This window comes from Croceicoccus naphthovorans (assembly GCF_001028705.1).
Taxonomy (GTDB): Bacteria; Pseudomonadota; Alphaproteobacteria; order Sphingomonadales; family Sphingomonadaceae; genus Croceicoccus; species Croceicoccus naphthovorans.
Genome location: NZ_CP011770.1, coordinates 1,825,934 through 1,840,475, shown reverse-complemented (window position 1 = coordinate 1,840,475; position 14,542 = coordinate 1,825,934). Strand labels below are relative to the sequence as shown.

General features: G+C 64.6%; 9 protein-coding genes. 6 read left to right on the top strand and 3 right to left on the bottom strand.

The features are described 5' to 3' along the window. Positions 1 to 19 precede the first annotated feature (19 nt). Positions 20 to 1,513 (top strand): cysteine--tRNA ligase, encoded by a 1,494-nt coding sequence (gene cysS / locus AB433_RS09345; RefSeq protein ID WP_047820810.1) that lies wholly within the window; start codon positions 20 to 22, stop codon positions 1,511 to 1,513. Positions 1,514 to 1,613: 100 nt separating this feature from the next. On the opposite strand, the gene AB433_RS09340 is transcribed toward cysS, so the two are convergent. Then, on the bottom strand, positions 1,614 to 2,495 hold the full coding sequence (locus AB433_RS09340) for a YihY/virulence factor BrkB family protein (RefSeq protein WP_047820809.1): 882 nt from the start codon (positions 2,493 to 2,495) through the stop codon (positions 1,614 to 1,616). Between the two features lie 126 nt (positions 2,496 to 2,621). Here AB433_RS09340 and AB433_RS09335 point away from each other — a divergent pair, with 126 nt between their 5' ends. The 5 genes from AB433_RS09335 to AB433_RS09315 all read left to right on the top strand — a co-directional run bounded on the left by AB433_RS09335 (position 2,622) and on the right by AB433_RS09315 (position 13,942). Further along, positions 2,622 to 4,055, top strand: a complete 1,434-nt coding sequence (locus AB433_RS09335) for an aldehyde dehydrogenase family protein (protein WP_047820808.1) — start codon at positions 2,622 to 2,624, stop codon at positions 4,053 to 4,055. A gap of 110 nt (positions 4,056 to 4,165) precedes the next feature. Further along, the gene (locus AB433_RS09330; RefSeq protein ID WP_245626628.1) at positions 4,166 to 5,578 is read left to right on the top strand and encodes a multiheme c-type cytochrome; all 1,413 of its coding nucleotides are present in this window, start codon (positions 4,166 to 4,168) and stop codon (positions 5,576 to 5,578) included. Next, positions 5,575 to 7,533, top strand: coding sequence for a heme-binding protein (locus tag AB433_RS09325; RefSeq protein WP_047820807.1), 1,959 nt, complete (start codon positions 5,575 to 5,577; stop codon positions 7,531 to 7,533). Before AB433_RS09330 ends, AB433_RS09325 begins: the two co-directional genes overlap by 4 nt. Then, positions 7,533 to 9,455: a hypothetical protein gene (locus AB433_RS09320; protein ID WP_047820806.1), complete on the top strand. Its 1,923-nt coding sequence runs from the start codon at positions 7,533 to 7,535 to the stop codon at positions 9,453 to 9,455. Before AB433_RS09325 ends, AB433_RS09320 begins: the two co-directional genes overlap by 1 nt. Then, complete coding sequence (locus tag AB433_RS09315; protein ID WP_047820805.1) at positions 9,455 to 13,942, top strand: LVIVD repeat-containing protein; 4,488 nt, start codon at positions 9,455 to 9,457, stop codon at positions 13,940 to 13,942. Before AB433_RS09320 ends, AB433_RS09315 begins: the two co-directional genes overlap by 1 nt. Here AB433_RS09315 and AB433_RS09310 read toward each other — a convergent pair. Together AB433_RS09310 and AB433_RS09305 are read right to left on the bottom strand one after the other, a co-directional pair. Beyond that, entirely contained in the window at positions 13,939 to 14,289 is a 351-nt protein-coding gene (locus tag AB433_RS09310) for a hypothetical protein (RefSeq protein ID WP_047820804.1), read from the bottom strand. The two genes, AB433_RS09315 and AB433_RS09310, sit on opposite strands and share 4 nt — an antisense overlap. Continuing rightward, positions 14,279 to 14,491 (bottom strand): hypothetical protein, encoded by a 213-nt coding sequence (locus AB433_RS09305; protein WP_047823739.1) that lies wholly within the window; start codon positions 14,489 to 14,491, stop codon positions 14,279 to 14,281. Before AB433_RS09305 ends, AB433_RS09310 begins: the two co-directional genes overlap by 11 nt. Positions 14,492 to 14,542 lie beyond the last annotated feature (51 nt).

Genomic DNA, 14,542 nt, shown 5'->3' with positions numbered 1-14,542 from the left:
AACGGGGCAAGGGCGCGCCATGACCGACGCGCCCGAAAATCCGCTGACGCTGTTCAACTCGCTGACCCGAAGCGCGGAGCCGTTCGTGCCGGTGCATCCGGGCGAGGCGCGGGTCTATTCGTGCGGGCCGACGGTCTATAACTATCCGCACATCGGCAATATGCGGGCCTATGTCTTTGCCGATACGTTGGGGCGGGTGTTGTCGTGGGAGGGGTATGACCTGACCCATGTTATCAACATCACCGATGTCGGCCACCTGACCGACGACGCCGACGCGGGCGAGGACAAGATGGAGAAGATGGCGGCGCAAAAGGCCCAAAGTGGCGAACAGGTCACCATCTGGGATATCGCGCGCCACTATACAGAGGCCTATTGGGCCGACGTAAAGGCGCTGAACATCCGCCAGCCCGCGCAGTGGACCATCGCGACGGACTTCATTGAAGAGATGCTGGACTTCGCGAACCAGATCGCGCCGAAGCATTGCTACGAGCTGGAGAGCGGGCTCTATTTCGATGTTTCGACCGTCGCGGATTACGGGCGGCTGGCCCGTGCCGTTACGGAGGAAGGAGAAGGTCGGATCGAGGCGGTGGACGGCAAGCGCAATGCCGCCGACTTCGCGATCTGGCGCAAGACGCCCGCTGGCGAAAAGCGCCAGATGGAGTGGGACAGTCCGTGGGGCCGCGGGGCGCCGGGCTGGCATCTGGAATGCTCGGTGATGAGCGGCAAGGTGCTGGGCTTTCCGTTCGATATCCACACCGGCGGTATCGACCACCGCGAAATTCACCACCCGAACGAGATCGCGCAGAATCAGGCGTTCTGCGAATGTGGTGCGTTGTCAGACGCGGCAAATTCGGGCGCGAACATCTGGATGCACAACAACTTCCTTGTCGAGCGTAGTGGCAAGATGAGCAAGTCTTCGGGCGAGTTCCTTCGCCTGCAACTGCTGATCGATAAAGGCTACCACCCTCTGGCGTACCGGATGCTGTGTTTGCAGGCGCATTACCGCAGCGAGCTGGAGTTCAGCTGGGACGGGCTGGGCGCGGCGCTGGTGCGGTTGAAGCGGTTGCTGGGTTCGGCGCGCGGCTTGCTGGAAGTCGTGACCGACGGGGCGACGCTGGCGTCGGTGCGCGCGACGGTGACGCATCAGAAGCTGACGCCGCTGATCGAGAAATTCGATGCGGCGCTGGCCGACGATCTGAATACGGCAGTGGCGCTGACCGTGCTGGAAGAGGCGATCGCGGTGAAGAAGGTCGATCAGGAGCAAAAGGCTTCGCTGGTCGGTGCGATGCTGTCGGCACTGGGCCTGCCGGTCCTGCCGCGCGAAGATTTCCGCATCCGCCCCAAGAGCGCGACCATCGATGAGAGCGAGATCGAAGCGGCGATGGAGCGGCGCAAGGCTGCGCGGGCGGAGAAGGACTTTGCCACCAGCGACGCGATCCGGGACGAACTGGCGGCGAAGGGTGTCGAGGTGATGGACGGCGATCCCCTGGGGTGGGAGTGGAAGTTGGCGTAGAAGGCCGTCATGGAAGTAAATTCCATGACGTCGAACGGGCCTTCGGCCCGCCGGCCGGCCTGACCGCTCTCGCTTCCAAGCGGCGGAGCGCTTCGCGTTCCTAGCTTGGGCGCGGGCTTGGATCGGGCGTATCCTCCCGATCCATCAACGCCACATCGCATTCCGCGCCGATCAACACGACATAGCTCGTCAACCACATCCACGTCAGCAGCACGACCACGCCGCCCAGCGCGCCGTAAGTCGCGTTGTAGTTACCGAAGTTGGCGACATAGGCCCCGAATCCGAACGTAAGCGCCGCCGCCACAAAGGCCGCGAACAGCGACCCCGGCGTCAGCCAGCGCAGCGAAGGCGTCTGGCACGCCGGGCCATAGCGGAACAGCAGCGCGATAAACGTCGCCAGCGCAAGGATCAGCACGGCCCACGTCGCCAGTTGCGCCACCAGACCCAGCACCACCGAATCAGGCGCGACGAAGGCTTGCAGCGCCCCGAATGCCCCGATCCCGGCAAACAGCACCACCGCCGCCAGCGCCCCGCCGACAGTCACGGCCAGGGCCATGAGGTTCTTCTTCACAAACCCGCGCCCCTCCGGGCACCCGAACGCAACATTCAGTGCGATGATCATCGATCCCGCCCCGTTGCGCGCGCCGAACAGAGCCAGCGCCAAGGCGGTCAGGAAAGCGAAACCCTTGGTCGATCCGCGCGTTTCGACCAGTCCCTGAATCTGCCCGGTCACGATCTCGGCCGCCGCCGCGGGCAGGGCCTGCGACAGTTCGGCGATATGCGTTGCGACCGTCTCTGGCCGAGCGACGATGCCGTAAAGCATGACGATCGCGCCCAGCAGCGGGACCATTGCCAGGAACAGGTAAAACGCCACGCCCGCCGCGATCAGGCCCATGTTGTGCTGGCTGGCGCGGGCCCAGCCGCCCTTGATCACGCTGATCCAGTCGCCCGGCGAAAGGCGTGTCGGTGATCTGTGCTGCATGTCCCGCTGTCCCTGTTGCGTTTCCCTGATTAAAGGCTTGCGACCCGATGTGTTCCGCGATTTTCGTGCGCGACGCCCGGAACCGCGCTGCCCGCCGACCGCTTGAAGGGGCAACAGGAGAATACCGTGCCCGAACTCAAAGATACCTACCCCCTCTACCTCAACGGCAAGGCGGCGCAGCCCAACACCGATCTTGAAGTAACCGACAAGTTCACCGGCAAACTGGCGTTTCGCACCGCGCTGGCTACGCCCGACGTGATCGAGGAAGCCATCGCGGGGGCGGTGCGGGCGGCAGAACCGATGGCAAAGCTGGCCAGCTATGAACGGCAGGCCGTGCTCGATCACTGCGTAAAGCGGTTTCGCGAACGGTTCGACGATCTGGCCTATGCCCTGTGCGTAGAGGCGGGCAAGCCGATCAAGGATGCCGAGGGCGAGGTCACGCGGCTGATCGACACCTTCCGCATCGCCAGCGAAGAAGCGACGCGCAACTATGGCGAGGTGCAGCCGCTCGATATTTCGGAGCGCGCCAAGGGCTATATCGGCATGTGGAAGCGCGTACCGATTGGTCCGTGCAGCTTCATCAGCCCGTTCAATTTCCCCCTGAACCTTGCCGCGCACAAGGTCGCCCCGGCCATCGCCATGGGCTGTCCCTTCGTGATGAAACCCGCCAGCTTGACCCCGCTGGGCGCGATCATCATGGGCGAGGTTCTGGCCGAATGCGACTTGCCCGAAGGCGCGTTCTCGATCCTGCCCGCCAGCCGCGACGGGGCGGACCTGTTCAGCACCGACGAGCGGCTGAAGCTGCTGTCCTTCACTGGCAGCCCGGAAGTAGGCTGGGCGCTGAAAGCCAAGGCGGGGAAGAAGAAAGTCGTGCTGGAGCTGGGCGGCAATGCGGCGGTGATCGTCGACAAGGATGCCGATCTGGACCACGCATTGGAACGCATCATCTTCGGCGCGTTCTATCAATCCGGCCAGTCGTGCATCGGGGTGCAGCGGATCATCATCCACGCTGACATCTACGACCGGTTCAAGCAGATGCTGGTCGACAAGACGAAGGCGCTGGTTTCGGGCGATCCGAAGGACCGCCACACGTTCATCGGCCCGATGATTTCCGAGAAGGAGGCCAAGCGCCTGAAAGGCTGGATCGACGATGCGGTGGCGGCGGGCGCGCGGCTGCTCTGCGGCGGCGGGCTGGACGGTGCCATGCTGGAGGCAACGCTGATCGAGGATGCCCCCGACGGTTGCGACGCGGTTCGTGAAGAGGCGTTCGGTCCGCTGGCGGTGCTGTCGAAGTTCACGGACTGGAATGCGGCTATGACCGAAGTGAACGATTCGCGCTTCGGGCTTCAGGCAGGCCTCTTCACGCGCGACATTCACAAGGTGCTGGATGCGTGGGACGACCTTCAAGTTGGCGGTATCGTGGTAAACGACGTGTCATCCTATCGCGTTGACAACATGCCCTATGGCGGAGTGAAGGATTCCGGCCTTGGCCGCGAGGGCATTCGTTTCGCCATGGAGGACATGAGCGAGATCCGAAACATGGTCATCCGGCGCGCTTGATCGGGAAATTCAGCGCCTTGGCGGGTTGAAGAATCGGGCAAGGGCAGGGTAGGCTCCTCCACGGGTAGGGACAGGCGGCGCATTGCGTTCGCCTTCATGGGGGAAATCGTGTGCGCCAGCCGAACGGCAGCAGGGGATGGCATTTCGCCACCGTCGTCTCGCGCCCGGCTCTGATCGCTTTTTTCGCCTGTTTCCTGATGGCCGCCGTTGCCCTGGCCGCCAGCATGCTGATCGCGCCCGCGCCGGTCGAGGCGCAGGCCAGCAGGTCCGATACCATGAAGCGCCACCTTGGCGTCGCGTCATGCGCGGGGTCGACCTGCCACGGGCGTTCGCTGGGCGACGGTACCCCTGTGCGGCAGGACGAATTGCAGCTTTGGCAGGAAGAAAGCTCTCCCACCGGGGCGCATTCGCGCGCCTATCGCGTGCTGTTCCAACCGCGGGGGCAGGACATTATCCGCCGCCTTGGGCTGGATCAGGCGGGGGTGGCGCGCGATTGCCTTGGTTGCCACGCCGAACCGGGCGCAGCGCGCGTGGAAGACGCGGTTGGCTGCGAATCGTGCCACGGCGCTGCTGGTCAGTGGATCGCGGGGCACTACACCGTCGGCACCACGCACGAACGCAGCGTTTCGCAAGGCATGACCGATCTGGTCGATCCGCAGGTGCGGGCGAACGTCTGCCTCGATTGCCACTTCGGGTCGGACCGGCAGGGCCAGTTCGCCTATCACCGGATCATGGGGGCCGGGCACCCGCGCATTTCTTTCGAGCTGGACCTGTTCTCGACGCTGCAGCAGCACTGGAACGTCGATGCGGACTACATTGAGCGCAAGGGCCGACCGAACGCGCTGCGCAACTGGGCGGTGGGTCAGGCAGAGGCGTTAAACCGTTCGCTGGCGCTGTTCGAAAAGCCGGGGCTTGCGACCGACGGGATGTTCCCGGAATTCTATTTCTTCGACTGCCATTCGTGCCACCGCCGGATATTCGATGGCGAGGATGTCCGGGCGAGCAAGGTGGCGAACCCGCTGCGCCCGATCCCGCCGGGCTATCCGCCCTATAATGACGAGAACATGATCATGCTGGCTGCCGCCGTGCGCGTGCTGGCCCCCGATCTGACGGGCGCTTACGACGGGCAGACCCGCTCGTTCCACGCTGCGATGTTGCAGGGGCGCGATGCTGCCGTGACAGAGGCGGGCAAGATGCGGTCTATGGCGCGCGGGCTTTCGACGCGGTTTGCCGGTTCGGCCTTCACCGACAAGCAGGGTTTCGCGATGCTGGACGCCATCGCCAGCGAGGCGGTGGCTGTGCGCTACACCGATTACGAGGGCGCGGTGCAGTCGGTGATGGCGATGGATACGCTGGTATCCGGCCTCGTCGCGCAAGGCGCGATCAGCGAGGGGCAGGCTTCGGCGCTGCGGCTCGACATCAATCGCGCCTATGCGGCGGTGAACGATCCGAACGGTTTCAAGCCGCTCGCCTTCCGCAGCGCGCTGGCCGGGGCGGTTCGTTCAATCCGGAGCATGCAATGACCCGCATCGGCAGCACTTTCTGCGCCGTTGCTGCGGCGGCGCTTGCGGTATCCGGCTGTGGCGGCGGTGGTGACGGCAATTCGGTCGGCGGGGTTGCGCCGACCCCGACGCCCAGCCCCACGACGGGGCGGCTCTATTCCGATCCGGTGCAGGAATCGCTGAGCGTAGCCGACGTTCAGCAGGTGATCGCGCAAGCCGTGGGCGAGGCGCAGGCGCGCGGGTTGCCAAGCACCATCGCGGTGGTCGATCGGGTAGGCAACGTGCTGGCCGTGTTCCGCATGAACGGCGCGGATGACGAGATGCTGACGAGCGCATTCATCCCGCTCCTCGGCACCGACAACGTACCACCTATCGACGCGCAAGGCTTGCCGATCCCGGCAGCGGCGGGGGCCATCGCCAAGGCCATCACGGGGGCATACCTGTCCAGCGGCGGCAACGCTTTTTCCAGCCGCACGGCCAGCATGATCGTGCAGGAACACTTTCCCCCTGCACCGACCACGCCGGGGCTGGAATCGGGGCCGCTGTTCGGGGTGCAGTTCTCGCAATTGCCCTGTTCGGACCTTGCCGCGCGAGCCAGCGACGGGCTGATCGGACCGAAGCGGTCGCCGCTGGGGCTGGCCGCCGATCCGGGGGGCTTTCCGCTGTACAAGAACGGCGTGGTCGTCGGCGGTGTGGGCGTGATGGGCGATGGCGATTATGGCCTCGATCCCAACGTGCTCGATGTCGATACCGATGCAGAGGAATACATCGCGCTGGCCGCGATGCAGAGCTTTGCGCCGCCGTCGAACATCCTTGCCAACCGCATCACGGTGGACGGCACGACACTGCGCTTTTCCGACGCCTCGGTCGGCAAGCTGTCCCCGCTCCAGACCAATTTCGCGGCGATCGATGGCGTGGCGGGGGCGTTGATCCCGATCACCGGTTATACCGACGGTACGCTGATCGCGGGCACGGCCTATGGCACCGAGGCTTCGGGCATCCGGCAGGCGACGGCTGGCGAGTTTACTAACGACGATGCCTTCATCCTGACCGACGGCGCGGGCACGAACCGTTTCCCGGTGCGCGCCGCGACCGATGGTGCCGCCCATGCCCAGCCGCTGACGCAGGCAGAGGCGCGGGCGATACTTGAGGAAGCGTTCACGGTGATGAGCCGCGCCCGCGCCCAGATCCGCCGCCCGCTCGACAGCCGGGCGCAAGTCTCGATCAGTCTTGTCGATACCTATGGCGAAGTGCTGGGCGTGGTGCGCAGCCCCGATGCGCCGATCTTCGGCACCGACGTTTCGCTGCAAAAGGCGCGGACGGCGACGTTCTTCTCCAACCCCGTCGCCGCCGACCAGATGATGACCGACGCGGCGGCCGCGCCCTTCGTGCAACTGGTCCGGGATTTCCTGAATGATGCGACGGCGCTTACCGGCACTTTCGCCTTTGCCGACCGCAGCGGCGGCAACCTGTCGCGCCCCTATTTCCCCGATGGCGAGTTGGGCCGCCCGCATGGCCCGCTCAGCCGTCCGATCGAGGATTTCAATCCTTTCGCCACCGGGCTTCAGGTGCAGCTGATCGCGGGCAACCTGTTGCAACATGTCGGCTTCGTGCGGGGGCTGAACGCCGATACCCCGCGCCAGTGTACCGGCATTACCCCCGCGCCGACGGGCCAGCGCAGGCTTGCCAATGGTATCCAGATTTTCCCCGGCTCGGTCCCGGTCTATCGCGATGGCGTATTGGTCGGCGGGATTGGCGTGTCGGGCGACGGTATCGACCAGGACGATATGATCAGCTTCCTGGGCACCCATAACGCGGGTGAGCGGACGGGCACGCTTAACAACGCGCCCAAGGCGATCCGCGCCGACAGGATCGTGGTCGACCTTGGCGATGCCGAAGTGCGGCTGCGCTATGTTTCTTGCCCCTTCGCGCCGTTCCTCGACACGGACGCGCAGAACGTGTGCGACGGTTTGTGATGAGCATCGCGGCGATCCTCGTCTCGCCACTGGCGATGATCGCGGCCCAAGCCGCTGAACCCGCTTCTGCGGAGCCGGTCTCGGAACCCGTGGTGATCGATGACCCGGTGCTGCAAGATGTCGAGGACGTGCCGCTGGACGACCGCCGCCGCCCCGGGATCGAACGCGAATTGCCCGACCCCATCGTGCAGGACAACGAAGGCGCGGTCCGCGCGCCGCCGCCCGAGGCATTCTACACGAAGTATGATGGCAGTGAGGGCGATCTGACGCTCGACGTCGCACTGCCTGACCGGGCGCGGATCACAAGCACGCTGTGCCCGGCAGGTGGCGACACGACGATCTACACGCTCTATCCGAACTTGCGCTCGCTGTGCCGGTCGAAGCTCGATCCATTTCACCACAACCTGCTGAAAGGCGACCGTCCGTTGGGCAAGGGGCGGCCCGGCTTCCTGAAGGGCGAGGACTGGTACCTTATCCTGACCGGCATTTCCGACACGGTGGTCGAACCGCGCAGCTTCCCGATTCCCGTCGGCGTGCAGACGACAAGCGATCCCGACCGGCTCGACGTCTTCGGGCGCAGCGACAGTTTGGTGCTGGCCCAGACCTTCATCGCGGGCGTTTCGTTGCTGAAAGGCATGACCGCGTTCAAGCCGCCTGCAGTCGAGTATCGCCTGACGCTGGCGGGTCAGTACAACTACGTCGACGTGCCCGAACGCCGCGTGCTGGAGGTGGAGCCGAGCGAGGACAGTGAGCGACACGACATGTTCGTGGGCGTGCAGGAAGCCTTCGTCGATTACCACCTCGCGCGGTTCGATTCGAAGCGGTACGATTTCTTCTCGGTCCGCGCGGGCATTCAGCCGTGGCAGTCGGATTTCCGGGGTTTCCTGTTTCAGGACAACCAGCTCGGCATCCGGTTCTTTGGTAATCGCGACAACAACCGCTGGCAATTCAACGCCGCCGCGTTCTGGCGGGTTGAGAAGGACACCAATTCGGGCCTGAACGACATCACGCAGAGCCCGCGCGACGATTACGTATTCACCGCCAATGTCTATCGGCAGGACTTTCCCGTCGTCGGCATGACCAGCCAGCTTTCGGTCACCTACAATATGAACCGAGAGGCGGGGGATATCGAGGTCGACAAGAACGGTTTTCCGGTCCGACCCGCGCTGCTCGGCAATTTGCGGGGGCGGGATTACGATGTCGTCTATTTCGGCCACGCGATGGACGGGCATTTCGGTCGCGTGAACCTGACGACGCAATTGTACGGCGCGTTCGGTGAGGATCGGAACGACATTTTTACCGACGGTGAGTCGCGAATTCAGGCATTTTTCGCCGCCGCCGAAGCCAGCTATGACGTCAACTGGCTGCGCTTTCGCTTGTCCGGCCTATACGCCAGCGGCGATGGCGATCCCTATGACGGCAAGGAAAAGGGCTTCGACGCCATCTTCGAGAACCCAGTCTTCGCGGGCGCCGATACCTCGTACTGGATCCGGCAGACGATTCCCTTTGCAGGCGGCGGGCGTGCTATCGGCGTGAACGGGCGCAACGGCATCCTGAATTCGCTGCGGTCGAGCAAGGAGCAGGGGCAGTCGAACTTCAACAACCCCGGCACGATTCTGGTCGGGGCAGGGGTGGACGCGGACCTGACGCCCGATGTGCGCGTCTCGGCCAACTGGAACCACCTGTGGTTCGACAAGACCGATGTGGTGCAGGTGCTCCGTTCCGAAGGGTCGATCCCGACGTCCATCGGCCATGACATCTCGGTCGCGGGCATCTGGCGTCCGTGGGCTAACCAGAACGCGGTGCTGCGCCTGTCGGGCGCGGTGTTCGATCCTTCCGCCGGGTTCGGGGACCTGTTCGTGGCCGAAGGGCGCGACGACCGGTTCTACTCGATCCTCGCCAACGCGACGTTTGCCTTCTGATGCGTGGGGCGAATTCTTCCAGCCGTCTCGGCAGGCTTTCACTGCTGATCGCGGCCCTGCTGATCCCGGCGGCGCTGATGGCGGCGGGCGGCGAGAAGCCGCAGGACGTAAAGCACACCCGCGCCGCGCCCGCGCCAAAGGGCCAGCCGGGCGATACGCTGGCCGAGAACTGGGCCTATGTCGACGAACAGAACGCCGGTTGCCAGACCTGCCACACGCAGACCGACCACAAGACGATGCACGCCAGCCCCGCCGTGGTGCTGAGCTGCGTCAACTGCCACGGCGGCGACGGTACGGTGAGGGCCGCGCCCGAATGGGATCACGGCGGTCTGGATTACATGGCGGCGATGAAGGCGGCGCACGTCCTGCCGAAATACCCGGCAGGCTGGAACTGGCCGAGCAGCGCGAACCCCGAACGGTCCTATGCGCTGCTGGCCAAGGAGAGCCCGGAATTCGTCCGTTTCGTGAACCCGTCCGATTACCGCGTCGTTCGCGATGCCTGCGGTGCCTGCCATATCGAAATTATCGAGGCGAGCGAGCGCAGCCTGATGTCGACCGGCGCGATGCTGTGGGGCGGCGCCGCGTACAACAACGGTATCGTGCCCTTCAAAAACTACATCTTCGGTGAAAGCTACACCCGCGATGGCGAACCGGCGCTGGTGAAGAGCGCAAGCCAGCAGATCGGCCCCGATGGCAAGCCGATGTGGGGTACTGTCACCGAAGAGGAAAAGGCGCGCGGCGCACTGCCGGTGCTCTACCCGCTGCCGACATGGACCACCGTGCCGCCCGGCGACATATTTCGCGTGTTCGAGGATGGCGGGCGCACCATAAACCCGCAGTTCCCGGAAATCGGCCTGCCTAACCCGACCGGGCAAATCCAGCGGCTGGAGGAGCCGGGGCGACCCGATCTGAAGCAGTCGAACCGCGGGCCTTCGACCGGGCTGCGCGTCGCGATCCCTGTTCTGAACATCCACAAGACGCGGTTGAACGACCCGTTCCTCTATCAGATGGGGACGAACGACCAGCCGGGCGATTATCGCTCCTCCGGCTGTGCGGCGTGCCATGTGATCTACGCCAACGACCGCGAGCCGCGCCATTCGATGAATTACGCGCAGTGCGGGCGCGACGGGCAGACGGTGACGCTGGACCCGGCGATCAACGGATTGCGCGAAGGGCGGCACCTGTCGGGCGCGTATGGCACGTACGATGCTGCCGGGCATGAAGCGCATGGCAAGGTCGCCGGATCGGTGCTGGATACGCATCACGGCGCGAAGGGCTATCGCGGCAAAGAGACCGCGACCGAGGATGATTGCCGCGCCGCCACCATGTCGGCCCAGCAGGTCGCTTTCGGCCCGGCCAAGGGTGTTGCCCCCCACGGCACCGCCGACGATCACGCGATGAGCAAGGCCGATGCCCATGCGGCGGCAGGTCTGGACGAGCATGGGCATGCCACCGGCCCGGTGCCCTTGAACGAGCGTGAGCGCGGCCATCCGCTCGCCCACACCTTCACCCGCGCCATCCCGACCGCGCAGTGCATGAATTGCCACATGCACCAGCCGAACATCTTCCTGAACACCTACCTCGGCTATACGATGTGGGATTACGAATCCGACGCGCCGCAGATGTGGCCCGGCCCGGAAAATACCGCCCCGCGCCCCGATGGCATGAGCGACGAGGATTACGCGCGGCTGTTCAAGGAACAGTACTACCCCACCGCCAAGGAAAAGCGCGAGGTGCTGGACCGCAACCCCGAAGGCGCATCGCCATCGGGGCTGTGGCGCGACGTGGAATTCCTGCGCAACGTCTATGACCTGAACGAGACGAACGAGGATACGCAGTTCGCCGACTATCACGGTCACGGCTGGAACTTCCGCGCGATCCTGAAGCGCGACCGGCGCGGCAACCTGCTCGACGCCGATGGCGATATGAGCAGCTACGGCACCGATACCGATCATATCGTCGCCGAAAACGACCCGCAGAAATGGCGCAAGGACGGCGAGGGCAAGTTCGTGGCCCCCGGCAGCAACCCCGGCAAGTCGGTCCACATGATGGACATCCACGCCGAAAAGGGGATGCAATGCGCCGACTGCCACTTCGCGCAGGACAGCCACGGATCGGGCCTGATCTATGGCGAGGTGGCCAATGCGGTCGAGATCGGCTGCAAGGACTGCCACGGCACGGCAGACGCCTATCCGACGCTGAAAACCAGCAACCTCGCCGCGCCGCCAGAGGGGCATAACCTTGCCCTTTTGCGCAACATGGACGGCAAGCCGCGCTTCGAATGGTTCGAGGATGCGAGTGGGCGCAAGGTGCTGATCCAGCGGTCGATCATCGACCCCGACCTTGAGTGGGAGGTCAGCCTCGTCAAAGATGCAGTCGATGCCCGCTGGCAGGGCGTGACAAATATCGTCGGCCAACCGGTGTTCAACCCCAAGGCCGCCCGCGCCAAGCTGATGGCGAAGGACGCGGCGGAGACCGGCGACTATCGGTTCGGCACAGGCGTCGCCAAGGCGGACCGGGCGCATGACGATGACGACATGGCCTGCTTCACCTGTCACCTTGCGTGGACGACAAGCTGCGCGGGCTGTCACCTGCCGATCGAGGCGAACTGGAAGTCGGGCGTTCACAAGTACGAGCAGGACGAGACGCGCAACTACGCCACCTACAACCCGCAGGTCGCGCGCGATCAGATGTTCCAGCTGGGCCGCCACCAGACCACCAAGGCCAGTGGTGAGCCTGGAAAAGCGCTGATTGCCCCGATCCGCAGCACCTCGGCGTTGATCCTGTCGTCGACGAACATCAACCGCGAACGCATCTACGTGCAGCAGCCGCCGATCAGTTCCATCGGATACTCGTCACAGGCTTTCGCGCCGCACTTCCCGCACACGGTGCGCAAGAACGAGACGAAGCAGTGCAGCGACTGTCACGTCAGCGAGGCGGACGACAATAATGCGATCATGGCGCAGCTTCTGCTGCTCGGCACGAATTACGTGAATTTCGTCGGCCTGCATGCCTTTACCGGGCTGGAGAACGGGTTCGAAGCCGTGCGCGTCACCGAGTGGGACGAGCCGCAGGCGGTGATCGGGTCTTATCTCCACCGCTATGCCTATCCCGATTACTGGCGTGCACACGTTAACGACAACGGGCGCGAGCTGAAGGAATGGACGCGCGGGCCGATTGCGGATGCCGACCTGTCGGGCGAGACGAAGCAGCGCGAGCTGTTTCGCAATGTGGTGCAGGGCACGCCCGATGTGGTCCGCTGCCTTCAGATGCGCGGCGAATATATGTTCGCCGCGCAGGGCAAGGGCGGTTTTGCGGTCTATGATATCGCCTCGGTTGGCAACAAGGGCTTTTCGGAAAGCATCACGACCGCGCCGTTCAGCCCGCTGGGCCACGATACGCGGGTGAAGACCAAGAACGCGACCTGCATGGCGATCCCGACCAATCAGGCCATAGCGCCCACCCGCAACACGCCCGAACTGCGCGGCGTGAACCAGGAACAGCCGTTCAGCCCGGTCTATTCCTACGCCTTCGTCACCGATGCAGAGGAAGGCCTGATCGCAGTCAACGTCGATACGATGGCCGACGGGGAATTCCGCAACAACTTCCTCAGCCGCGCCTTCACCTTCAATCCGGATGGCGTGCTGACCGGCGCGCGGCACATCACGCTGGCGGGCGACTATGCCTATGTCGTGACGGCCCAAGCGCTGGTGACGGTGCACCTGCCGAAGGCTTGGTCCCCGGATGCGCCGTGCGAGGTGTCGATGAGGAAAGGCGGGGAGACCTGCCTTGATCCGCGCGTCACCAGCGTCGTGCCGCTGCGCGATCCGCGCGCGACCGCGATCCAGTTCCGCTATCTGTGGGCGACGACCGCGAACGGGTTGGAACTGCTTGACGTGACCGATCTGGCCAGGCCGAAACCGGTCGCGGGTGCGACGGTGCCGCTGGCTGATGCAAGGCGGGTCTATCTGGCGCGCACATACGCCTATGTCGCGGCCAAGGCCGAGGGGTTGGTGATCGTCGATGTCACCGCGCCGACGCGGCCCAAGGTGATCGAGAAGTTCACCGCCGACGGCACCCTGACCGATGCGGAGGATGTCATCGTCGGCTCCACCAACGCCAGCGCCTTTGCCTATGTCGCCGACGGGGTGAACGGGATGAAGGTCGTGCAGCTCACCGATTTCGAGCGGACGCCGAATGTCTATGGCTTCGCGCCGACCCCGAAGCCGATGCTGATCGCATGGGTGAAAACTCCGTCTCCGGCTCTGGCGATGAGCAAGGGGCTGGACCGCGACCGCGCTGTTGACGAAACCGGCGGCCAGATCGCGGTATTCGGTCGGCTTGGCAGTCGGCCCTTTACGCGGGCGGAGATGGAGAAGCTGTTCCTGAATTCGAAGGGACAGGTCTACAAGGTGTCGAACACCGTCGACATGCGCCACTGGGTGGGGGCATCCGCGCCCGCCACCCTGCGGCGTCGGGTTCCTTAGCGGTCTTCCAGCAACAGCAGTTCGACTTCCGCGCGCAGCACCGGTTCGGGCAGCATTGCGTGGTCGACCGACAGGACCTGTGCATCGGCGACAAGCTGGCCGGGGATGATGAATTCGTGATCGGGCAGGTCGGCGATCATGCGTTCGCCCGCTTCGACCGCCTCTGCGCCTGAAAAGGTCAGCGACAAGGTGTGGCGGCTGCCCGAAAAGGTGATGCTGGCCCATGGCACCTCGCGGTGGATGACCACGCGGCCATGGCCGCCCGACAGCGCGCGCAGCGCTGCCTCGATCCGTTCGGTGGGATAGCGGCGCTGGCGGGGCGAGGGGGGCGGCGTATCAGCGAACATCGAGCGACTCCTGGGGGCGTTTGGTAAGGGTTTCGGTGTATTTGTTCATGAAATGTTCCACCCGTAAAATCATGCGACGACGGGGTTCGCGGCCGTTGCGCATGTCGAGCACAAGGCGCGGATCGCTGACGGCAAGGCGACCGAACTTGGTGGCGGGCATTCCGGTACGGGCAAGGAATTTCTCGATTTCCCTAAGCAGCAAGGCGACCTCCCTGTTCTCATCCATCGCCAGCGGGACTGCGGCGATTCGCTG

Coding starts and splice junctions, on each gene's coding strand:
- AB433_RS09325 (WP_047820807.1), top strand. CDS start 5,575: ATGACCCGCATCGGCAGCACTTTCTGCGCCGTTGCTGCGGCGGCGCTT.
- cysS (WP_047820810.1), top strand. CDS start 20: ATGACCGACGCGCCCGAAAATCCGCTGACGCTGTTCAACTCGCTGACC.
- AB433_RS09310 (WP_047820804.1), bottom strand. CDS start 14,289: ATGTTCGCTGATACGCCGCCCCCCTCGCCCCGCCAGCGCCGCTATCCC.
- AB433_RS09320 (WP_047820806.1), top strand. CDS start 7,533: ATGAGCATCGCGGCGATCCTCGTCTCGCCACTGGCGATGATCGCGGCC.
- AB433_RS09315 (WP_047820805.1), top strand. CDS start 9,455: ATGCGTGGGGCGAATTCTTCCAGCCGTCTCGGCAGGCTTTCACTGCTG.
- AB433_RS09340 (WP_047820809.1), bottom strand. CDS start 2,495: ATGCAGCACAGATCACCGACACGCCTTTCGCCGGGCGACTGGATCAGC.